A 21,716-nucleotide genomic window follows, 5' to 3' on the forward strand; every position below is an offset into this window, starting at 1 on the left:
GACGGACATCGAGCTCGCCGCATAACCCCAGCAACACCGAACCACACCAAACCCGACAGGGGTGCCTTGACGGAAGACATAGAGGCACCCCCCGTAACGCCCGGGTGCTGTGACCGGTTGTCGGTAGCGTGAGTGCCGTGATGGTGGGTGACGAGGAAACGCGGCTGGTCGTGCTCCGGGGCAACAGCGCGTCGGGGAAGTCGTCGGTCGCGGCCGGCCTGCGCGAGCGGTTCGGCCGGGGGCTGGCCGTGGTCGCGCAGGACAACCTCCGCCGCGTCGTGCTCCGGGAGCGCGACCGGGCCGGCGCCGCGAACATCGGCCTGATCGACCTGACCGCCCGCTACGCGCTGGACGCCGGGTTCCACGTCGTGGTCGAAGGCATTCTCCACGCCGGCCGGTACGGCGACATGCTCGCGGCGTTGCGTGCCGATCACCGCGGCCCCACCCACGGCTACTACCTGGACGTTCCCTTCGGGGAGACCCTCGCCCGGCACGCCACCAAGCCGATCGCCGACGACGTCGGCGAGACGCAGCTGCGGGGCTGGTACCTGACGCGCGATCTGCTGCCGGGCGGCGCCGAGACCGTCATCGGCGCCGACAGCGGGCTGCACGAGACCGTCGACCGCATCATGCGCGACACCGGTCTGTCCCATCTGCCCCCGCTGGACCGCTGACCCGGGTGCCGGACCGGTCGCGGCAGTCGTGCCACCAGTGCCCGGCAGGACGGACGGTTTTCCGGGGTTCGACGGATACGCTGCTCTCGGAGGTGTCAAGTGACTGATATGCAGGGCGAGTTGGGTGGGGTGTCGGAGTCCGCGACGGTTGTGGTCATCGGGGCCGGTCCGGCCGGGCTGACCGTGGCCAACCTGCTGCGCACCTGCGGCATCGACTGCGTCGTCCTGGAGTGCCGCAGCCGCGAGTACGTGGCGCAGCGGCAGCGGGCCGGCATCGTGGAGAGCCGTGCCGTGCGGATGTTCGAGTCCTGGGGGCTGGCCGATCTGGTCCTGGGCGGCCCGCCGCACGACGGCATCCTGGAGTTCAGGGTGGACGGCGTCAGCCACTTCGTCGACGACAGCGACGGCTCGGAGGGCTCCGGGGCGCGCCTGTGCCCCCAGCAGGTCCTGGTCCAGAAGCTCACCGCCGCCCACCTCGCGGCCGGCGGGGACCTGCGCCACGAGGTGGCCGACGTCTCCGTGCACGGCCTGACCGGCGACCGCCCCACCGTCCGCTACCGCGCCGCCGACGGCACCCCGCACACGATCGCCTGCTCCTTCGTCGCGGGCTGCGACGGCGACCACGGTGTCACCCGCGCCGCCGTCCCCGAGGGCGTGCTCACCGCCCACTCCTTCGACCACGGCATCGGCTGGCTCACCGTGCTCGCGGACGCCCCGCCGCCCGCGCACCCCCTGCTCGCCGTCAGCCCGCAGGGTTTCGCCGCCCACTTCCCCCGCGGCCCGCACAGCAGCCGCTTCTACCTCCAGTGCCCGCCCGGCGACGATCCCGGAACCTGGCCGGACGACCGGGTCTGGGAAGCGCTGCGCACCAGGCTCGCCGACCCCGCCCTGACCCCGGGCCCGGTCACCGACCGGGAGACCTTCCGGCTGCGCAGCCTCGTCCACGACCCCATGCAGTACGGGCGGCTGTTCCTGGTCGGGGACGCCGCCCACATCGTGTCCCCGATGGGCGGCAAGGGCATGAACCTCGCCCTGTACGGCGCGGACCTGTTCGCCCGCGCCGTCCGGGACCACGTCCGCGACGGCGACGACACCGCGCTCGGCACCTACACGCAGCGCTGCCTGCGGCGAGTCTGGAACGACCAGGAGTTCTCCCACTGGCTGACCCGCACGGTCCACGACGCGGGCGACGACACCGCCGGCGGCCCGTTCCTGCGCAACCTGGCCCGCGCCCGGCTGGACCGGCTCTTCACCTCCCCGGCGGCCGCGCAGTCCTTCGCGGAGCTGATGACCGGCATGGACCCGGACCGCGACCGCCCCCTCGTCGCGCCCCGTCCGCCGGGCGCGGAGTGACACCGGCGCCGCGGCCCCGCTCTCACGGCTCGACGTAGTCCACGGTCTGCATCATGCCGAGGTCCTCGTGGTGGAGCTGGTGGCAGTGGGCGATGGCGCGGCCGGTGTAGTCCTCGTACCGGACGAGGAAGGTGACGGACTGTCCGGGCGTCCCGCCGACCAGGCCGACGGTGTCGTGCCAGACGGGCACCGGAAGCCGCCGCCCGTCGCGATGGGTGACGAGGAACTGGTTGGTGTGCAGATGGAAGGGGTGGTTGAACGCGGGCTCGGTCTCCCCGGTGCGGACCGTCCACCGTTCGACGGTGCCCAGGCGCAGGGTGTGGTTGGTGAAGGCGGGGTCGAACAGCCCGTAGGCCGGGTCGCGGGCGAGGTCGCCGTGCGGGTCGGCCGCGGGAGTGGCCCCGGTGCCCAGCATGCGGTAGGCGTGGGGAAACGCCCCCGGCAGGACCCCCGGGTCGACATGGAGGACGACGTTCCGGTCCGCGTCGGGGTCCGTCAGGTCCCGCTCGTCGAGGAACGGCCGCCCCGGCGGCAGCGAGCGCGGGACGCGCATGGGCGGCGCCATGGGTTCGCCGGCCACCTCGACGGTCAGCAGCGGCACGGCCACACCCTCGGCGCGCAGCTCGTACCGGCCCGGGGTCTTCGCCTGGACCAGCAGGTCGGCGCGGTTTCCCATCGCCAGCTCCACCTCCTCGCGGACGACCGGCGCGGCGAAGGCGACACCGTCCTGTGCGATCTGGTGCACGACCGGACCCGCCGCTTTGCCCGCAACGCGCAGACGCAGCGCGGTGAACGCGGTCGCGGCGACCAGCCGCCACCGCTGCACCTCGCCGGGCCGCAGCCGGAGGGTCGGGTTGACACCGCCGTTGACCGTGAACGTGGACGCGATCCCGCTCACCCAGCCGTTGGAGGTGAAGGCGGGGACCCGGCCGTCCTGGAGTTTGAGTTCGCTGACGCACACGACGATGTCGGCGGCGGCCCTGATCTCCGGGACCTCGTCGACGTCGCCCTCGACGACGATCACCCCGGCCATGCCGCCGACGAGCTGCTCGGCGGTCGATCCGTGCAGGTGCGGGTGGTACCAGTAGGTCCCGGCCGGATGACCGGCCGGGACGTGGACGCTCGACGTGTACCGAGGCTCCACGGCCCCGGCGGCGGCCTCGTCGGGCGTGCGCGGTGCGAACGCGCGCAGGACGTTGTCGGCGTGGCCGGACGGGGAGACGTGCATGCCGTGGGTGTGCACGTTGAAGCTGTTGGGGTGGTGCGGTGTGTTGTGGCCGCCGGTGTGGGGCGGGTTGGGCGGCAGTCCGTTGACGTGCGTCAGCCGCAGGGTGTCCCCGCCGCGCACCCGCAGGGTCGGCCCGGGAACGCCCCCGTTGTAGGTGCGCGTGCGGACCCGCCCGTACCCCGGGATCCATACGTCCGTGAACCGGACGTCCAGGGTCTGCTCCACCACCGCCGGCCCCGTGCGGCACGCCGGACGAGCGGTCGTCGGCGGCTGCGGGAAGCCCGCGGGTGCCGCCGACGCGCGCCGGGCGGCCGCGATCCCGGTGAGCGGCCCGGCGAGACCCGGGACGGGGATGGCCTTGAGCACCGATCGACGACTGATCCCTCCATGTCCACCCATGGTCGGGCAATCTAGATGAACTCGCGGGCACCGCCGGGGCGGCACACCGCGGCCGGCCGGCCAACCCGGACGACGCTCCGCCCGTACCGGGGGCCGGATCAGGGGCCGGACCGGGCCGACGGGCCCGGCCGCCTCGTCGGCGGGCCCCGGCAAAAGCCTTTGCGCGGGCCGCCGTGCGGATGATGAGCTGGCGAGGTGATCGACCACGACGACGCCGGGGCCGTCCGCCCCCGGACGCTGGCCTGGGCGGGCCGGCAGCTGGAGGCCGGTGAACGGATCGTCAGGACCGAGGCGCTGCACGGCGGCATCACCGCCGAGATGCGGCGGCTGACCATCGCCACGCGGGACGGAGGCAGCCGCGACCTGGTGCTGCGGACCTTCGTGGACGCGTACTTCGCGGCTCACGCCGCAACCCTGCTGAACAGGGAGGCCGGCGCCCTGGACCTCCTCGCGGGAACCGACGTGAGGGCCCCCGGACTGGTCGCCGTCGATCCGGCCGCCGCGCACTGCGAGTACCCCTCGCTCCTGATGACCCGGCTGCCGGGCCGTACGGTCCTCGGCGACGAGGGACTGGAGGAGCGCGTCCCGCTGCTGGCCCGGCAACTCGTGGCCATCCACGCCCTGCGACCCGCGAGACGGCCGGTGCGGTACGAGGCGTGGACGACCGCCGACGCGGTCGTTCCGCCGGCCGGCGCCGACGCGGCCGTCTGGGCCGCGGCGACCGACGTGATCCGCACACCCGTACCCTCTTACGAGGGATGTTTCCTGCACCGGGACTTCCAGCCCGGAAACGTGTTGTTCGACGGACCGCTCGCCGGCCGGGCGGGTTCCCGGATCACCGGCGTCGTCGACTGGGTGGAGACCTCCTGGGGCCCGGCGGACCTCGATGTGGCGCACTGCTCCACCAACCTCGCGCTGCTGCACGGCCCTGCGTGGGGCCTGCGGTTCGCCGACGCGTACGAGGAGGCCGGCGGCGTACTCGCCCCGGCCGCGCGTGAGCGGCTGTACTGGCGGCTGCTCGACGCGCTGGGGTTCTCGGGAGAGGCGGGGCAGGTGGCGCGGCCGTGGCGGCAGGCGGGCAGGACCGACCTGACGACGCGGGCCGTGGAGGAGCGGCTGGACGCCTATGTCACCGCCCTGATGGACGCCCTGGGCTGATTCTGCGCCGAAGCGCTCCGAAGCGCCCGCGCCGGGGTGATGTCCGTACCGCCGCCGGGTAGCCCATAGTGGACTGCTCCATCTCATCGGTTTCTTCAGAACGGACGGTTGTGACGACTGTTTCCAACGAGCCATCCGCCGAACGCGTCCCCGGGCGCGTCTGGACGATCCGCCTGACCGGGCACGCGGACCGGACCGCCACGGTCACCTGCAGCACCGCGGCATGCCGGATGCCGCCGCGCTCCAAGGACCTCGCCGGGCTGCGGGCGTTCGCCGCCCAGCACGCGGCCGCGCACGCGCGGGTGGCCACCGTCCACGCCAACGCCTGGTGCCACTGCGGCTCCTCGCAGTGCGCCGCCCACCCGGAGACGACGATCCACTGCGCGGGCGGGGTGGCACTGGTCCTTCAGCACGATCCCCTCGTCGGGCGGGTCTGGACGCTCGAAGAGGTCTGCGAGACGTGCGCCCCGCTGATCCCCAACGCCCGCGTCCTCGCCCGCGCCGCCCGGCCCCCGCGGGCGAACCAGCGGCGGGACGGACAGGTGCCGGTGCCCGTACCGCCCGGTATCCCCGGAGGGTTCTCCTCGCCCACCGCCCAGCCCGCCGAGGGCCAGGCCCCGCAGCCCCGCCGTCCGCGGCGCACGTCGCGGCCCGCCCAGCGCCGCGGCCAGGGGCAGGGGCGCGGTCAGGGGCAGGGGCGCTGAACGCCTGACCCGGGCCGGGCAGGGCCGGCCGGGGCCGTCGGGCGGACGGGTCAGTCCAGGTCGAGCCAGACGACGATGCCCGTGAGGTCGGACAGCACCGCGGCCACGCCCGCGCGGACGGCGGCCGCGCAGCGCGTCGCGGTGAAGGTCGAGGCGTCGTAGGTGGACGACATGCCGAGGCCCTCGCCGCGGAAGGACGCGCCCGACCAGTCCACCGAGGTCACGTTGTGGGTCGGCTCGGCCAGTTCCGCGCCGACCACCAGGAACCGCTGCGCCAGATGGCTCGGGGTCACCGTGGCCAGCGGGTCGATCAGGTCGTTCCCGGCGCTGACGATCAGGTCCGCGCCCATCCCCAGGGACTTCGTGACGCTCGGCAGCAGATCGGCAGGGTGCTCGGCGACCACGGTCCGCAGGTCCACGTGCTCGTCCCGCGCCCAGGCCCGTACCGCCGTCACCAGGGTCCGGGTGGGGCGGTCCGTGCCCGAGGTGAGCAGCACCACCCGGTAGCCCTCGGGGGGACGGACACCGTCCCAGGAACCCGGCCGCGGAGTGACGGTCGCCTCCGGGGTGGGCGGCGCTGAGGGATCGGTGAAGCCCGCGCCGAGCGTGCCGACCGGGGTCGGACTCGCGTGCGGACGCGACCAGTCGTCGCCGGAGCCGCAGCCGGTGAGCAGGGCGACGGCCGCGGTCAGGGCGGCCACGGCTCTGAGCGGGGTGCGCAACGGGATCGTCCTCCAGGGGGTGGCTGCTGGTGCGAGGACATCCTCGTACGACGGGGGCCGCCGGACATGGCCGAAAGAGGCTGGTCGAACGGCTGTTCTTCCATGATTCGTCATCGGGGCGGTCCCTGTTCACCCACGGCATGCAGCGTGCTCGGGCAACCGAAGGAGCTACATGTCACAGCACGCCCGCCGGGCCGTCGTCTTGGTCACCGCGGCGGTGATCGCCCTGTTCGGCGCCGTCCGCCCCGCACTCGCCCACGGGTTCACCTCGACCGTGTACGTCCAGGTCACCGCCGGCGACGACGGCCGGATCCGGACGACCCTGGAACTCGAGTACGACCTCTACGTCGTGTCCGCCGCGGACACCCGGCACGACGACTCCCTCTTCCGGCAGGGGAACACCGCCTTCGAGGACGGGGACACCCGCGCCCAGGCCGCCGCCCTGAACGGACACACCCGCGCCGCCGTCGACTACGTCACCGGCCGGTTCACCGTCGGCTCGGGCGGCAGCGCCTGCACCCCGTCCCGGCGGGGCGGGTTCACCCTGCACCGGCAGGAGGGCGTGCCGTACGCCCGGCTGGTCCTCGACTGGGACTGCCCCGTGCGGAGTGCCGAACCCGTGCTGCGCAGCGAGCTGTTCCCCGACGGCGAGGGCTACGTCCGCGACACCAAGACGATCATCACCTACGAGCTGGAGGGCCGGTCGGGCAGCGCCGCGCTGGACGCCGCGCACCCGTCCTTCTCGCTCGCCCAGACCTGGTACGAGCGCTTCTGGGAGTTCTTCCGGCTGGGCGCCGAGCACCTGCTCGGCGGCATCGACCACATCCTGTTCCTGCTGGCGCTCATCGCCGGGTCGCGGCGGCTGCGCGAGATCGTGCTGGCCGCCACCGCCTTCACCCTGGCGCACTCGGTGACCTTCCTGCTCGCCGCGCTCGGCGTGGTCGACGTACCGGCCCGGGTCGTCGAACCGGTCATCGCCCTGTCCATCGCCGTGGTGGCGGCCTGGTACCTGTGGCGGATGTGGCGCGGCCACGGCCGGGCCGCCGAGGCCGAGGCGGTGGGGTCCGGACGGCTGGGCCTGGACCGGGCGGGCTGGGCGCGGCTCGGCGTCGTGTTCTGCTTCGGCCTGGTGCACGGACTCGGCTTCGCGGGCGCGCTCGGCATCCACGAGGCCTGGTCGTGGACGCTGCTGTGGTCCCTGCTGGTCTTCAACGTCGGTATCGAGGCGGTGCAGTTGGGGATCATCGCGATCGTCTTCCCGCTGCTGGCGCTGGTGCGCCGCCGGTCCCCGGCGGCCGGCCTGCGGCTGACCGGAGCCGTCTCGGCGGGGGTCGCCGTGATGGGCTCGATCTGGTTCGTCCAGCGGCTTGCAGGCGCCTGAGCAGGGACGGCGACTTGGGAAGTTCAACAAGTTCCAAGATCGCATTTAAGGGCGGTTTACCAAGTGAAGAGACTTTCTTGACGTCCATTCATGCACTCCGTGCACCAAAGGAACGTAATCGATGATATCGAGACCCTCCTCGCAGGCCTCCGGGCCCGCGCGGCGCCGTATGGCCACCGGGGCCGCAGCGGCCTTCCTGGGCGTGGCCGTGGCTCTCGGCAACGGCCTGGCGGCTCCCGCCAGCGCCGCCGAGTCCACCGCGCTCAGCGGCATCATCCTCGGTGTCGGCGCGAACGAGTCCCAGCGCACCGTCACCTGGTACTCCTCGGCGGACACCGCCCAGCAGGTGCAGCTGGTCCCGACCGCGCAGCTCGTCAACGGCGAGTTCCCGGCCGACGCGACGCGCTTCGACGCCGTCGGCGGCGCCAACATCGCCACCAGCGGCGGCTACAACCGCCACGCCACCCTCACCGGCCTCAAGGAGCACACCGCGTACTCCTACCGGGTCGGCTCCGACGGCGACTGGTCGACCGCGTACGCCTTCAAGACGCAGGACTTCGAGGGCGACTACGACTTCCTCTTCTACGGCGACCCGCAGATCGGCTCCTCCGGCAACACCGCCAAGGACCAGGCCGGCTGGCAGGACACCCTCGACGTGTCGCTCGCCGCCAACCCCGACGCCGAACTGCTGGTGTCCGGCGGCGACCAGGTCGAGACCGCCAACACCGAGTCCCAGTGGAACGCCTTCCTGGCGCCCGACAAGCTCCGCCAGTACCCGTGGGCCGCCACCATCGGCAACCACGACGTCGGCGGCAAGGCGTACGAGCAGCACCTCTACACGCCGAACACCGACCGCACGGCCCCGTACTACTCCAACGGGAACCCGGCGTCGAACACCTCCGGCGGCGACTACTGGTACATCTACAAGGACGTCCTGTTCATCGACCTGAACAGCAACAGCTACGCCACCTCCCAGGGCGGCGGCGGTGACGCGGCGCACGTCGACTACGTCACCGACGTCATCAACAAGCACGGCTCCGAGGCCAAGTGGAAGGTACTCGTCTACCACCACGCGATCTACTCGCCGGCCTCGCACGCCAAGGACAGCGACAACAAGGCGCGCCGTACGGACTTCCCGACGACGTTCTCCAAGATCGGCGTGGACCTGGTGCTCCAGGGCCACGACCACAGCTACTCCCGTAGCTACCTGATCAAGAATGGTCAGAAGGAGAACCCGGACGAGCAGCCGGGTGCCGCGGACGTGTACCCCGGTCCCGGCGGCGTGCTCTACGTGACGTCGAACTCGGCCTCCGGCTCGAAGTACTACGACATCACCAAGCCCGACAGCAGCGGCACGAGCGGTGCCGGCAACGGCGCGGACCCGCTCAACCCGGACAGCTACTGGTACAACTCGGTCCAGAACCAGGAGCACGTCCGCAACTACGTCAAGGTCGCGGTCCGCAAGGACAAGCTGGTCGTCGAGAACCTGCGCAGCGGCACCTGCGAGTCGCCCAACGCCGCCGTTGAACTGGGACAGGTCTCCTGCACCAACACCACCGAGGGCAAGCCGGTCGGCTCGGTCGTCGACAAGGTGACGGTCCACCCGTACCACGGCGACTCCCAGGACCTCCAGGTCGACGTCCCGGACGCACCCCCCGGTGAGTTCGGCTGGACCGTCGACGGCTACAACGGCCTGGTCGACCTCGGCACCGCCAAGGACCACGACGGCGACTACTTCCAGGCGTCCGGCCAGATCAACCCGATCCTGGTCACGGACAGCCGCCGCTCCCAGGCCCCGTGGTCGGTCTCGGCCGCCGTCGGCGACTTCAAGGACGCCGACAAGACCTTCTCGGGCGCCTACCTCGGCTGGACCCCGAACGTGCTGGAGGCCGGCGCAGGCGCCAAGGCCAGCGGCTCCGTGGCCTCCGGCTACGACGACAACGGCCAGGGCCTGTCCGTCTCGCGCGGCCTCGCCTGGGCCGAGCAGGGCCACGCCAAGGGCAAGGCCAAGCTGGGCGCCGACCTGGACCTGAAGATCCCGGGCAGCGTCGACAAGGGCACCTACCGCGCGACCCTCACGCTCACCGCGCTGAGCAGCTGACCCGCCGGCGGTCCCCCTCGAGGGGCGGGCACCGCACGGTGCCCGCCCCGCACCCCGCACGTCCCACGCACCGGCCCCAGTCCGGTGCGCCCCGATCCCGCCGCCCGCCACGGCCCGCCCACCGCCGCCCGAGGACCCCAGATGCACGCGCCCACCCCGCGCCGGACCACCGCCGTCGCCACCCTGTTCCGCACCGTCCTGCTCGCCCTGCTCGCCGCGCTCGTGGTCACCGGCCCGCTCACCGTCCCCGCCGAGGCGGCCGGCGGCGACGTCACCTGGACCGTCCGCACGGCGCCCAACAGCTACGGCTCCGACCGCTCCAGCTTCTCCTACGGCGTCAACCCGGGCGGCCGGATCGACGACGCGATGATCGTCGCCAACCGCGGCGAGGAACCGCTCACCCTCGCGGTGTACGCGGCCGACGGCTACACCACCGGCACCGGCCAGCTCGACCTGCTCACCCGGGACAAGAAGTCCGTGGGCGTGGGCAAGTGGCTGCACGCCGACCAGACCGGCGTCAAGGTCGCGCCGGGCCGTACGGTACGCATCCCGTTCAGCGTCACCGTCCCCGGCGACGCCACCCCCGGCGACTACGTGGGCGGCCTCCTGACCTCCCTGAAACAGGCCGACGACGCCGCGGGCATCAACGTGGACCGCAGGCTCGGCATCCGGGTCAAGCTGCGGGTCAGCGGCGAACTCCGGCCCGCCCTCGCCGTCGAGGACCTCACGATCGACTACCAGGGCACCGCCAACCCGTTCACCACCGGCGACGCGACCCTGACCTACACGGTTCGCAACACCGGCAACACGACTCTGGCGGTCCGTCAGAAAGCCACGCTGAGCGGCCCGTTCGGCTGGCTGAAGGCCGGGACCGGTGCCGTCGCCGACGCGCCCGAACTGCTGCCGGGGGAGCGGTGGAAGGTGACCGTTCCGGTGCACGGCGTGGCCCCCGCGTTCCGGCTGACCGCGACCGTGACCCTGACCCCGCTGCTCACCGACGCCTCGGGCTCCGTCTCTCCGCTCGACCCGGTCCGGGCCACCGCCGGCGGCTGGGCCGTGCCCTGGACCCTGCTGGTCATCGTCCTGCTCCTGGCCGCCGCCGTCACCGCCCGGCTCCTCCTGGCCCGCCGCGCCCGGACCCGCCGTACCCAGCGGGAGAACGCCCGAGTCCAGGCGGCCGTCGAGGAGGCCCTGCGTACCCAGGAACCCCAGGAGCACTGATCTCCCGCACCCGCCCGGCCGACCCGTCGTGCGCACCGCCCCGGAAGCCGTCCTGCGGCGCCCTCCCCCCGACGGGCGCCGCAGGACGGTCCTCGGCTCAGGCCGGCAGCGTCCAGTTCTGGGCGGCCGTTCCGTTGCAGGTGTAGAGCTGGAGCTGGGTGCCGTTCGTGGTCGAGGAGTCGGGGTCGTCCAGGCACAGCTTCGATTCGGGGTTGACGAGCGATCCGCCCGCTCCGGCGGACCACTGCTGGGCGCCGGTGCCGTTGCAGGTCCACAGCTGGATCAGGGTGCCGTTGGTGGTCCCGCTGTGATCGGCGTCCAGGCATTTGCCCAGGGCGCGGATCGTTCCGTCGGCGGCGATGATCCAGTCCTGGGCGTAGGTGCTGTTGCAGCCCCAGATCTGGACGTGGGTGCCGTCGGAGGTGCCGGAGGACGCGTCGTCCGCGCACAGGTTCGAGGCCACGGCGGAGGTGAGCGGGCCGATCCGTGGCGCGGCAGGTGCCGTGGTGTCTCCCGGGTACGAGGGCGGCGCGGCGGACGCGGCGGTCGCCCACGAGGTGTCGGCGCCGGTGCCCAGCGTGAAGTCCAGGGTGCCGCCGGCCGTGATCGCCGTGGTGGGAGCGTAGGCGTTGTTCCACGCCGTGCCGTTCCACGCGGCGGACTGGACGTAGGGGGCGTCGTCGGCGGCCCCGTCGCCGTTGACCGTCAGCGTGCCGCCCGACGGAAGGGTGATCACGGCCTGGGTGAACAGCGGCGATCCCAGGGCGAGATCGGAGGTTCCGGGGGTCTCCGGGAACATGCCGAGCGCGGACCACACGTACCAGGCGCTCATCGCGCCGAGGTCGTCGTTGCCGTCGGCCAGGCCGCCCGGGGTGTTCGACCAGATCTGGTCCTGGATCGCGCGCACCGTGCCCTGCGTCTTGTAGGGCTGCCCCGTGTAGTCGTACTCCCACGGCAGCTCGATGCTCGGTTCGTTGCCGACCCAGGCGTAGCCGTTGGCGCCGGTGTAGCTGCGCAGCACGGTGTCCAGGTAGTGGTTCATCGCGGTGTCGCCGCCCTTGGCGTGCGCCAGGCCGCCGATGTCGAACGGGACCATCCCGGTGTAGATCCACGAGTCGGCCTCGACCATGTCCGTACCGCTGGTGGGGTCGAAGCCACCGGTCCACGAGCCGTTCGCATTGCGGGGTTCCGCGAAACCGGAGGCCGGGTCGAGCACGTTGCGCCAGTCCTGTGCGCGGTCGGCGTACGTCTTCTGGTTCGCGGTGTCACCGAGCGCCCCGGCCAGCGCGGAGATCGCGAAGTCGGCGGTGTCGTACTCCAGGGTGGTGGCCACCGGACCGTAGAAGTTGCAGCAGCCGTAGCTGCCGTCGTGCGGCAGGTATCCCGGTGAGTTCAGGTAGGCCAGGCCGGGCCGGTCGTTGTTGGCCGTGCTCGCCTGCTTCACCATGTCGGCCAGCGCGGTGGTGGCGTCGAAGTCCCGGGCGCCGAAGGCGTAGTAGTCGGCGAGGACGGCGTCCGCCGGGTCGCCGACCATGACGTACGACTCGCCGTTGTTCTCCGACCACTTGGGGAAGATCCCGGTCTGTGTGTAGTCGTCGACCATCGACTGCGCGGTGTCGGAGGCGACCTGGGGGGCGACCAGGGCCTCCAGCTGGGCCTGCGAACGGTAGATGTCCCAGCCGGAGTAGTTGGCGTACACGGCGCTGTGACCGGCGTCCACGGTGTGCGTCGTCCCGTCGAACCCGTAGTACCGGCCGTCGGTGTCGCTGATCACGTTCGGGTGCAGCAGCGAGTGGTAGAGCGCGGTGTAGAAGGTCTGCTGCTGTGCGTCCGTCCCGCCGGCGATCCGTACCTTGCCGAGCGCGCCGTTCCACGCGTTCTGCGCCGCGGTGCGGGTGGCGTCGAAGTCCCATCCGGGGTTCTCCGCGGTCCGGTTGGCGGTGGCGCCCGCGACCGACACGTACGAGATGCCGACCTTGGCCTGCACGACACGGTCGGCCGTGGTGTCGAAGGTGACGTAGCCGTTCGAGGCGGCGGCGTCGGGAGCAGCGCTGCCGGCCGATTTCGCTTCCGAAGCGCTGGGGTTCCTGCCGTGCAGCACCGGCTCGTTCGGCTTCTCGGCGGCGTTCTTCGACGCCTTCCCGGTCGCCGACGCCTTGGCGACCGAGCTGCCCAGCGAGGCGAACGGCTGGTCGAAGACCATGTCGAAGTACACGGTGTACGTGTTCGAGGCACCGCAGAAGCGACCGCTGGTCACCTGTCCGCTCACCTCGGTGCCCGACACCTTGGTGAACTGCGTCGACGTGGCGCCGTTCTGACTGCCCGTCAACTTGAAGACCAGGTTGGCCCGGGTGGTCGAGGGGAAGGTGAAGCGGGCCATGCCGCTCCGCGTCGTGGTGGTCAGTTCCGTGGTCACCTGGTTGTCGAGCGCCACCTTGTACGACCCGGCGGACGCCGACTCGTTGGTGTGCGAGAACCCGTCCGTGGCACCGGTGTCGACGGTCCCCACCGTGGGCAGCACCGGTATGTCACCGGCCGCGCCGCAACCGGGTCCGGCGATGTGGGTCAGGCTGAACCCGGTGATCGACGAGTCGTTGTACTCGTAACCCCCGCCGTCGGGACGCGACGGGGTGTCCGGGCTCCACTGCACCATGCCGAAGGGGACGTCGGCCCCCGGGAAGTCGTCGGCCTGGTTCGACGTGCCGATGAACGGATCGACCACGGTCGCCGGTGCGGTGACGAGCGCGGCCCTCCCGGCCGCCCACGCGGGCGTGCACAGTCCGGCCGCGGCCAGTGCCGCGGCGGCGAGGAGACCGATCGCCGCGGATCCGCGAGGTCTCAGCAGTCTTGTCGTCACGGGGCTTTCTCCTCTACGCGAAAGTGAGGGCCGACAACGTTGTCCTCGCGTCGGCGGCGCGGCCCCGGACGACGAGCGGGTTTGCCGGGAGATCCGGATCACGGAGGCTGACATCGTTGTCCAACCGTGGGGACGAGGTACCTGGGCTTCGAACGTCGGAATGGACCGTGGGGCGGTGTGCGCCCGAGGCGGTGGGGGCTCCCGGGAAGCTAGCCGCAAGGCAGGAACATGTCAACGAAACGGGCAGGGGGTCCGCCGAGGCCGTCGCACCCCTGCGGGCGGCAGTGGATCTGCCGCCCGCAGGGGTGCCGGTCAGCGGTGTGCTGCGGCCGGGGTCGTCACCCGGCCGTCGGGCTCGGCGAGACCGTGCTGTTCGCCGGCGGAGTGAGAACGACCTGCGGCTGGCCCGCGGTCGCGGGAGGCGGGGTCAGATCCTTGGCCGAGAGGTTGGGTGAGGCGGTCTCCTGGACGAGCGCCTGGCCGAAGTCGACCAGGCCGGTCTTCTCGACAGCCGTGAGGTGGTCCAGCACGGTGTCGTTGGCCTCGTCGGCCAGGGCGCGGACCAGTGAGTTCCTCGTGGTGGTGCGGACACTCGCGATCGTGGTGAGGAACTGGCCGTTCGTGGCGCGCACGGTGGTGGCCATGTCGGTGTCGAACTGTTTGCCCTTTTCCGAGTTCAGCCGGGACTCGAAGCCCTGCTGCTGGGGGGACGGCTGGTTGGGCAGCGTTATGCCCAGCTGATTGGCCACATTGCGGCAGGCGGCGTCCAGCGCGGCATCCCCGTCGACGAGTTGCTCTCCCGCGCTCCTGACCGCCTTCGTCGACCCCTTCTTCAGCGCCTTCTGGCCGACGGGGTACTCCCACAGTCCGGCCGAGCGCACTTGGACCACGAAGTCCCGGTCGGCCTCCGTCAACGTTCCGCTCGCCGGGGTGGCGAGGACCCGCGCGGGTGCACTGCTGACCTTCTGGACTCCGAGCATGGAGGGGTAGAGGAGGGAGCCGAGGGTGATGCTGACCGCACCGCCCAGAAAGAGAGTTCCCGCCGCCTTCCGTGAAACGAGCACCGTGTCTCCTGATCCGGTTCTTCGGATCCCGCACGCCCGGATGTACGGATGCGAAGGCTCCGCAGAACCTTTAGGGCTCGTCATGGGTTGGCAAAGAGATCGGTGCCCTGAGGGCGGTTGGCGCGCATCGGCCCGCTCACCGGCGAGAAAAAGGGCCGTTCGGCCCTATCGGGACCGGGTGCCTCGCGGTCGACGATGGAGCGGCGGCCGGGAAGGGCCATGTCCAATCCCGCACTTCTGGTCCTTCCCGGTTCGCGTACGACATCAACTGAGGTGGAGGGGGGTGCCGTTCGGCCGAAGGCCGACATGCTCAAGGGATCACCGACGTTCCTTCGCCACCGACGCGGTCCGCCCACCGTGCGCCTTCGCGTGCCCGATCGGTACATGGCCGGCGCGGGTTCCTCGGCCCGCAGAGCCGCGCTGTGCCCAGTCCCGGGTCGATCACGTGGATCTCCCGCCCCGGCTCCTCCTGGTTGCCGACTGCCGCACGCCCGTTCCGGATCATGGACGCGATCCTGTGCGTCGATCGCAGAACACGGTCTACGGCTGCTTCGTCAAGCGGTGGAAGGACGGCGTGCGGGAGAAAGTGATTCCTTGGAACAGATGTCCGGTATGCATCTTATCTTTGAATCTTGACGGAACGGACACGGATTTGAGGACCGTGTGCGCGCCGCCCCGTATGGAGGGCGGAGCCTGCAACCTTGCAGACGTCAAGAAATGGGTTCGTCCGTGAAATCCTTGCTCCGGCGACTGGGTCTGACCCTGCTGCTGGCCCCGATGCTCGCGGCCCTGCTCCCGGGAAGTGCCGGCCCGGCTCGAGCCGCACAAGCCCCCAGTGCCCTGGGAAGCGGAAAGTCGCTGGCCGCAGGGGGCAGGTTGCAGTCCCCTGACGGCCGTTACGCGCTGATCATGCAGACCGACGGCAACCTCGTCCTGTACCGAGGCAGCGATCCCGCCCTTTGGGCGAGCGGCACCGCGGGCCGTCCGGGTGCCGTGGCGCAGATGCAGTCGGACGGCAATCTCGTGCTCTACGCGCCGGGCCATGTGGCGGTCTGGGCCAGCGGCACCGCAGGCCGCCCTGGCGCCTACCTCGAACTGCAGAACGATGGAAATGCGGTGATCTACCACGACCCGGGGCATGTTGCCGTCTGGGCGTCGGGTACGTCCGGCGGAGGCGCGTCCGCGGCTCCGGTCGCTCCTGTCTTCGGCGACTCACGCAACGTGCCCTGCGCGTCGGGGACTCGGGACCTCGGGGTGGCGGACGGCTACCGCAACAACGCCAAGGTGCTGATCCGTCTGTGCGCCGTGGTCGGTCTGCGCAGCACGAGTGAAGAGAGCGGGAACACCCCCTATCGCGTACCGGGCGCAAACGGCGAGGCGGTGGTGAACTCTCGGATGTCGGGTGCCGTCGCGGCCATGTTCCGGGCGGCGAAGGGGTCGGGGCTGACCCTGAGCGCTTCCAGCGCGTTTCGGACCATGGCGCACCAGCAGGCCCTGTGCAACGCCAATTCCCCCTGCCGGCAGGGCAACTACGGTCGCGTGGCCCGCCCCGGGACGTCGAACCATCAGATGGGATTGGCCATCGACTTCGCGGGCATCGACAGTTCGGCCGGCTGCACCAACGGATCGGGAGGTGCGTGGACGTGGCTGCGCGCCAACGCGTCCCGCTTCGGGCTCCATCAGTACAGGAACGAGCACTGGCACTGGGATGTGCTGTCCGACAGCACCCGCTGCTGACTGCAGACATCCGCCGTCGACGTCCCAGCGGGGCACTGCGCGGCAGGACACTGCGTCGAGCGGGGGCGTGCGGCCGTGATTTGGCCGAGCCACCCGTGATGGCGGCGATCGCGCTCTGTGGCCGTCGCCGCCGTCGCACGGCGCCGCAAGAGCGGTGTCAGTGGGCCGGTTCGAGGTGTTCGGGGTGTGGGCGGTCGGTGTTCAGGCGGGTGGCGAGGAAGCGGGCGGCGCGGTCGAGTGCGGAGTCCGCTTCGTCGAGGCGGCCGTAGTGGTGCTGGAAGACGTGGGGGAGGCCGGGGCCGACTTCGAGCGTGACCTCGACGCCGTCGGCGCCCGCCCGGCCGGCCAGCCGGACCGCGTCGTCGAGGAGCAGCTCGTTCGCCCCGACCTGCACGAGGAGCGGGGGCAGCCCCGTGAGGTCGGCGAACAGCGGGCTGGCCAGGGGATGCGCCCGGTCGTCCGCGCCGACGTAGAGCTCGGCGTAGGCGCGCAGGTCGGCCTCCGTGAAAATGGGGTCGGCGCCCTCCTTGGAGCGGATGCTTCCTCCGCCGAGGGTGAGGTCGGTCCAGGGGGAGAAGACGGCCACGGCGGCGGGTTGCGGCAGCCCGGCCTCCCGGGCGGCGAGCAGCGTGGCGATGCTCAGTCCGCCCCCGGCGGAGTCACCGGCCAGCACGAGGTCCCGTGGGTCGGTGCCCGACGCCAGCAGCTCGCGGTAGGCCGCGAGCCCGTCGTCGACGGCCGCGGGGAACGGGTGCTCGGGCGCCAGCCGGTAGTCCACCGACGTCGCGCGCAGCCCGGCGCGGCGGGACAGCTCGCCGACCAGCCCGGCGTGGGTCTCCGGGGAGCCGATCACATAGCCGCCGCCGTGCAGGTACAGCAGCCGGCCGCGGCCGGAGACATCGGCGGGCTCCAGCTCCAGGGCCGGCCGGCCGCCCAGGACGGTCCTGCGGGTGACCACTTCCTCCGGCGCGGGACGGGTGACGGCCGCGGCGAAACCGCCCCGCTGCTCCTCGGGAGTGGGCCGCCTCTCGGTGCGGGGGGCGGAACGGAGTACGGCGTCCAGTGCGTCGCGCTGCTGTCGGGACATGCGGGGCCTCCATGGCGCCATGGGTCGGGGTGCGAGGATGGATTCCTCGGAATCCATCTGCCTGACCCCAACCGGATTCCAAGGAAGATGATTCCCGGGAATCTACTGGAAGGCCAATGTGAGCCACATCACTCCGATCTTCAGTGACCTGGTCCGCGTCGAGACCCGGCTCTACAACGCGGTCAGCGCCCGGTTGCGCGCCGAACAAGGTCTGGGGCTCGGACAGTTCGAGCTCCTGGAGATCATCGACCGGGTGCCGGGATGCCGAGTGCTCGACATCGTCGGCGAACTGGCGATCACCGTGGGGGCCGTCAGCAAGGCGGTCGACCGGCTGGTGGCTGCGGGCTGGTGCCTGCGGGTCGCGCACCCCCATGACCGCCGCTCGTCCGTCCTCCGCCTCACCTCCGCGGGCGAGGCGCGGCTGTCCGCCTCCCGACCCGTCGTCGAGAGCGAACTCCTCTCACTGACCGCGGCGGTTCCCCCTGACGACCTCGTCCGCATCGCCTCGACCCTGGCCGCGCTGCGCGCGACCCTCGAAGCGGGCTCCCACGGCCGGCCGGGATGAGCGGACACGACCCGCACATGGCATCCGCCGCCCAGCCGGCGCGCCCCCGGTCGGCGTCACGAAATCGGGTTCAGTAGCCTCTGACTCGTCCTCAGCAGGCTTTGCCGACCTGTCCGATACGAGATCAAGGAGCGCCCATCGTGATATCCGAGGTGGCCCCGGGGGCCGGCCCCGACGGGTGGGACGCCGCTCTGGCCGGTGCCTTCGGGATACTGCTCGCAGGCCGGCCGGCCGCCGATCCCGCCGCCGGATACGGGGTGTACTACGGCTCGGACTCCCTGGACGAGTTCCTGTTCCCGAACACCTGGGCCACCTCCGACGCGCTGACGGCCCGGCAGCCGGTGCGGCTGCCGGACGAGGACGGGGAGTACCCCTTCTCTCCCGCGGCGTGGTGGTTCGACCTGAGCGAGTCGCTCTTCTGCTTCGACGCCGACCTCCTGGCCGGAACGGGACCGTGGGGCGAAGACGGTCACAAGGGCCCCCGGCCGTTCGGCGATGCCTTCGTCGCCGACCTGCGGACCGTCGCCACGGTCGATGAGGACGGCTCGGCGCTGGTGCACGGAGCCGAGTTGGGACCCCTCCTGGACCGTCACGGGGTGGACCTGACCGGCCGGAGGTCCGAGAAGCTCAACTGCTGGCTGACCGTGGTGCTGCGCGTCGCCACCGACGGCACGCTGGGCGACGCGATGAAGGCGGCCACGTTCACCGGTCGCGGCCCCGGACACCTCGTGTCGATCGGCGACATGAGCCACGCCCGCGCTGCCGACGAGCCCTGGGAGGAGAAGCTGGGCGCGGTCACGCATCCCGCGCTCCGGGACCATCTCCGCATGCTCTGCCTCACCGAGGACGACGCCCGCGGCGAGGGCGGCTTCTACTGCGGCGCCGACCACTGGCCCTGGACCGACCTGGAAGCGGCCGGTTACTCCCTCGTCGCGGGATGGGGGTTCGGCGAGTCCCAGGCCGGAACCGCGGTAGTACGGCTGCCGGACAAGTCGTGAGCGACAGGACCTGACCGGTCCGGACGACAGCGGACCTCCCAGGGGCTCTCCCTCGGTTCCGGCCATCGGAACACCGAACGACATCGGGCGGGGGCGCCATGACACTGAGGCTCCTCCGGTGCAGTCGGTGCAGGGAGACCTCGTGGAGATGGGCCTGGAACCCGTGGAGGAGCGCGTCGGTGTCGACGGCCGCTTCCAGTGGGAGCTGCCCCCGCCCGGCGTCGGCGGCGGGGCAGCCTCCGGTACCCGCGGGGCCGACTGGACGCCGTCCGTCTGGTACTTCGCGCTCCCGCTCACCTCCGCCCACCGGGGCGGCCACTCCGGCGGAGGCGCCCTCATCGACGGCGTGGACGGCCAGGAGCGGTACCGCAACGAGGGAACGGTCTACCCGCACTCCGGCCTGGTGGAGATGATCACCTACCAGGACCGCCACCTTCCCGAACTCCCCTGGAAGTACGTCGACGTGAGCCATGTCCCCTGGGGCGAGGTACGCGCCGCCATCGCCGCCGACCCCCCCTGACGTGGCGGCGTTCACCGTCTACACGTCCACCGCGCTGTGGGCCTACATCGTCGCCGCGGAGATCAAGCGGGTGAACCCCGAGGCGATCGTCGTGTTCGGCAACGACCACGCGGGGATCCTCCATCGCGAGATCCTCACCGGCCACTACGGCGGCCGGCTCGTCGACTTCGTCAGCACCGGCAACAACGGCCCCTTCACCCTGCTCGGCCTCCATGTACGCGCCGTCGGCCTCGTCGAGCGACAAGACGTGCGACGGCCTCGCCCTCGGGCTGCGGGCGGGCGCCGCCGCGATGGACATGGAGTACGTGCAGTTCCACCCCACCGGGCTCGCGTCCGACGTGCCGACGTACGACGGCATGCCGGTCGAGGAGGCCGTACGGTTCGACGGCGCGACCCTCCTCAACCGCGACGGCGAGCGGTTCATGCTGCGGTACGACCCCGCGGGCGAGCGCGCCACCCGGGACAAGGTGTCGCGCGGTGCCTACCGCGAGATCGTGGAAGGCCGCGGTCACGCCGACGCGACGGTCCACCTCGACCTCGGTCCCTGCACGTGGGTGGTGCCCGAGCGCTACCCCGCCCTGTACGAGCGGCTGTGCCTGCTGCGGCCGGGATTCGGCTCGCCCGGCCGGTCGGTGCTGGCCGTGCGGCCCACCGCGCACTTCCTGATGGGCGGGCTCCGTATCGACAGCACGGCCCGCACCACGGTCCCCGGTCCGTACGCAGCGGGCGAGACGGCGGCCGGCGCCCACGGCGCCAACCGCCTCGGCGGCAACGGCCTCTCGGAAGCACTCGTCTTCGGCCGGATCGCCGGCCGCCACGCCGCGAACCGTGCCGCGGGCGCCCGTTCGGGGCGGACGCGCGAGGCAGGCTCCGCCCGGGTCACCGGCCCCTACCGCTTGGACGTCCGGCCCGGCGGCCCGAGTCCCGAGGCCCTGCTCCAGGTGCTGCGGCGGGAGATGTACCTGAAGGCCGGCCCGATCCGCACGGCACCGGGCCTGCTGGCGATGGGCGAGACCGTCGCGGCGCTGGAGGAACGCGCGCGGGCCACGGACCTCGCCTCCAGACCGCGGGCCGCGGGCCAGGTGCAGACCCTTCTGGACCTGGAGAACCTGCTGCTCGCCTCCCGGCTGATCACCGAGGCGGCGCTGCGGCGCGAGGAGTCGCGCGGCGCGCACCACCGCGAGGACTTCCCGGCCACGGCCGACCGCCCCACGGCGCACTGCGTCACGTACGAGGCCGGAGAACCGGTCTGGCGGCCCGTCGCCCGTCCGGCGCTGCTCGGCGGGGAACCGCGGCGGTGAACGTCGGCGGCATGGCCGGGGTCGCCGCGCTCTCCCTCGGCATGGTGTTCACCCCCGGGCCGAACATGATGTACATGGTCTCGCGGAGCATCGCCCAGGGCCGCCGCGCCGGAGTGGTGTCGCTGGGCGGGGTCGCGACCGGCGCCCTGGTGTTCCTGGTGGTCACCAACCTCGGTCTGCTGGCCGTGCTGCGCGCCGTTCCCGCGCTGTACGCGTCCTTCAAGGCCGTGGGCGCCGTCTACCTGGGCTGGCTGGCCTGGCAGGCGTTCCGGACCGACGGCGTGTCCGTCTTCGCGCCCCGCGAGACGGCGGCCGCCTCCACCCCCGGGCTCTACGCGCTGGGGCTGCTCACGAACCTCCTCAACCCCAAGATCGCGCTGCTCTACCTGTCCCTGATCCCCCAGTTCGTCGACCCCAGGGAGGGCCACGCCCTGCTCCAGGGCTTCGTCTACGGCGGTATCCAGATCGCCGTGAGCGTCTGCGCCAACCTGGTCATCATCGCCGCCGCGGGCACCCTGTCGGCGTTCCTCACCGCACGCCCCACCTGGCTGCGGGTCCAGCGGTACGTCACGGGCACGGCCCTCGGTGCCCTGGCCCTGCTCCTGGCGACGGACCGCTCCCAGCCGGGACCCCCGCTGAGCTGACC

18 protein-coding genes are annotated in these 21,716 nt (G+C 71.9%); 13 read left to right on the forward strand and 5 right to left on the reverse strand.

Features of this window, described 5'->3' with window-relative positions:
* Positions 1-140 precede the first annotated feature (140 nt).
* Positions 141-674, forward strand: coding sequence for a P-loop NTPase family protein (locus ACZ619_RS34490; protein ID WP_469607759.1), 534 nt, complete (start codon positions 141-143; stop codon positions 672-674).
* Positions 675-782: 108 nt separating this feature from the next.
* A complete protein-coding gene (locus ACZ619_RS34495; protein WP_469607762.1) occupies positions 783-2,027 on the forward strand; it encodes a 4-hydroxybenzoate 3-monooxygenase in 1,245 nt (414 codons plus the stop codon).
* Positions 2,028-2,049: 22 nt separating this feature from the next.
* Here ACZ619_RS34495 and ACZ619_RS34500 read toward each other — a convergent pair whose 3' ends face one another.
* Positions 2,050-3,654 (reverse strand): multicopper oxidase family protein, encoded by a 1,605-nt coding sequence (locus tag ACZ619_RS34500; RefSeq protein ID WP_469607518.1) that lies wholly within the window; start codon positions 3,652-3,654, stop codon positions 2,050-2,052.
* A 195-nt stretch (positions 3,655-3,849) separates the two neighbouring features.
* Here ACZ619_RS34500 and ACZ619_RS34505 point away from each other — a divergent pair, with 195 nt between their 5' ends.
* Together ACZ619_RS34505 and ACZ619_RS34510 are read left to right on the forward strand one after the other, a co-directional pair.
* Positions 3,850-4,812 carry a phosphotransferase family protein gene (locus ACZ619_RS34505; RefSeq protein WP_469607521.1) on the forward strand — a complete coding sequence of 321 codons (963 nt, stop codon included), beginning with the start codon at positions 3,850-3,852 and terminating at the stop codon, positions 4,810-4,812.
* Positions 4,813-4,922: 110 nt separating this feature from the next.
* Complete coding sequence (locus ACZ619_RS34510; RefSeq protein WP_469607524.1) at positions 4,923-5,516, forward strand: hypothetical protein; 594 nt, start codon at positions 4,923-4,925, stop codon at positions 5,514-5,516.
* Positions 5,517-5,566: 50 nt separating this feature from the next.
* Here the strand turns inward: ACZ619_RS34510 and ACZ619_RS34515 are convergent, their stop codons facing one another.
* Positions 5,567-6,238, reverse strand: a complete 672-nt coding sequence (locus ACZ619_RS34515; RefSeq protein ID WP_469607527.1) for a hypothetical protein — start codon at positions 6,236-6,238, stop codon at positions 5,567-5,569.
* 172 nt (positions 6,239-6,410) lie between these two features.
* Between ACZ619_RS34515 and ACZ619_RS34520 the strand changes: the two genes are divergently transcribed.
* The 3 genes from ACZ619_RS34520 (at position 6,411) to ACZ619_RS34530 (ending at position 10,941) form a co-directional block, all read left to right on the forward strand.
* Positions 6,411-7,619 carry a HupE/UreJ family protein gene (locus ACZ619_RS34520; RefSeq protein ID WP_469607529.1) on the forward strand — a complete coding sequence of 403 codons (1,209 nt, stop codon included), beginning with the start codon at positions 6,411-6,413 and terminating at the stop codon, positions 7,617-7,619.
* A 121-nt stretch (positions 7,620-7,740) separates the two neighbouring features.
* Positions 7,741-9,720, forward strand: coding sequence for a purple acid phosphatase family protein (locus ACZ619_RS34525; RefSeq protein WP_469607530.1), 1,980 nt, complete (start codon positions 7,741-7,743; stop codon positions 9,718-9,720).
* Positions 9,721-9,861: 141 nt separating this feature from the next.
* On the forward strand, positions 9,862-10,941 hold the full coding sequence (locus tag ACZ619_RS34530; RefSeq protein WP_469607532.1) for a WxL protein peptidoglycan domain-containing protein: 1,080 nt from the start codon (positions 9,862-9,864) through the stop codon (positions 10,939-10,941).
* Between the two features lie 97 nt (positions 10,942-11,038).
* Here ACZ619_RS34530 and ACZ619_RS34535 read toward each other — a convergent pair whose 3' ends face one another.
* Together ACZ619_RS34535 and ACZ619_RS34540 are read right to left on the reverse strand one after the other, a co-directional pair.
* Positions 11,039-13,798 (reverse strand): lectin, encoded by a 2,760-nt coding sequence (locus ACZ619_RS34535; protein WP_469607535.1) that lies wholly within the window; start codon positions 13,796-13,798, stop codon positions 11,039-11,041.
* A 338-nt stretch (positions 13,799-14,136) separates the two neighbouring features.
* On the reverse strand, positions 14,137-14,826 hold the full coding sequence (locus tag ACZ619_RS34540) for a DUF4142 domain-containing protein (RefSeq protein WP_469607764.1): 690 nt from the start codon (positions 14,824-14,826) through the stop codon (positions 14,137-14,139).
* Positions 14,827-15,771: 945 nt separating this feature from the next.
* Here ACZ619_RS34540 and ACZ619_RS34545 point away from each other — a divergent pair.
* On the forward strand, positions 15,772-16,599 hold the full coding sequence (locus tag ACZ619_RS34545; RefSeq protein WP_469607538.1) for a M15 family metallopeptidase: 828 nt from the start codon (positions 15,772-15,774) through the stop codon (positions 16,597-16,599).
* A gap of 157 nt (positions 16,600-16,756) precedes the next feature.
* Here the strand turns inward: ACZ619_RS34545 and ACZ619_RS34550 are convergent, their stop codons facing one another.
* Entirely contained in the window at positions 16,757-17,686 is a 930-nt protein-coding gene (locus tag ACZ619_RS34550; RefSeq protein ID WP_469607541.1) for an alpha/beta hydrolase, read from the reverse strand.
* 118 nt (positions 17,687-17,804) lie between these two features.
* On the opposite strand from ACZ619_RS34550, the gene ACZ619_RS34555 reads away from it, so the two are divergent.
* The 5 genes from ACZ619_RS34555 to ACZ619_RS34575 all read left to right on the forward strand — a co-directional run bounded on the left by ACZ619_RS34555 (position 17,805) and on the right by ACZ619_RS34575 (position 21,714).
* Complete coding sequence (locus ACZ619_RS34555; RefSeq protein WP_469607544.1) at positions 17,805-18,251, forward strand: MarR family winged helix-turn-helix transcriptional regulator; 447 nt, start codon at positions 17,805-17,807, stop codon at positions 18,249-18,251.
* 140 nt (positions 18,252-18,391) lie between these two features.
* Entirely contained in the window at positions 18,392-19,249 is an 858-nt protein-coding gene (locus ACZ619_RS34560; protein ID WP_469607547.1) for a hypothetical protein, read from the forward strand.
* A 118-nt stretch (positions 19,250-19,367) separates the two neighbouring features.
* A complete protein-coding gene (locus ACZ619_RS34565; protein ID WP_469607550.1) occupies positions 19,368-19,769 on the forward strand; it encodes a hypothetical protein in 402 nt (133 codons plus the stop codon).
* Between the two features lie 212 nt (positions 19,770-19,981).
* Positions 19,982-21,070, forward strand: a complete 1,089-nt coding sequence (locus tag ACZ619_RS34570) for an FAD-binding protein (protein WP_469607553.1) — start codon at positions 19,982-19,984, stop codon at positions 21,068-21,070.
* 11 nt (positions 21,071-21,081) lie between these two features.
* A complete protein-coding gene (locus ACZ619_RS34575; RefSeq protein WP_469607555.1) occupies positions 21,082-21,714 on the forward strand; it encodes a LysE family translocator in 633 nt (210 codons plus the stop codon).
* The last annotated feature ends 2 nt before the right edge of the window (positions 21,715-21,716 follow it).

Source organism: Streptomyces sp. NPDC104367 (assembly GCF_055583825.1).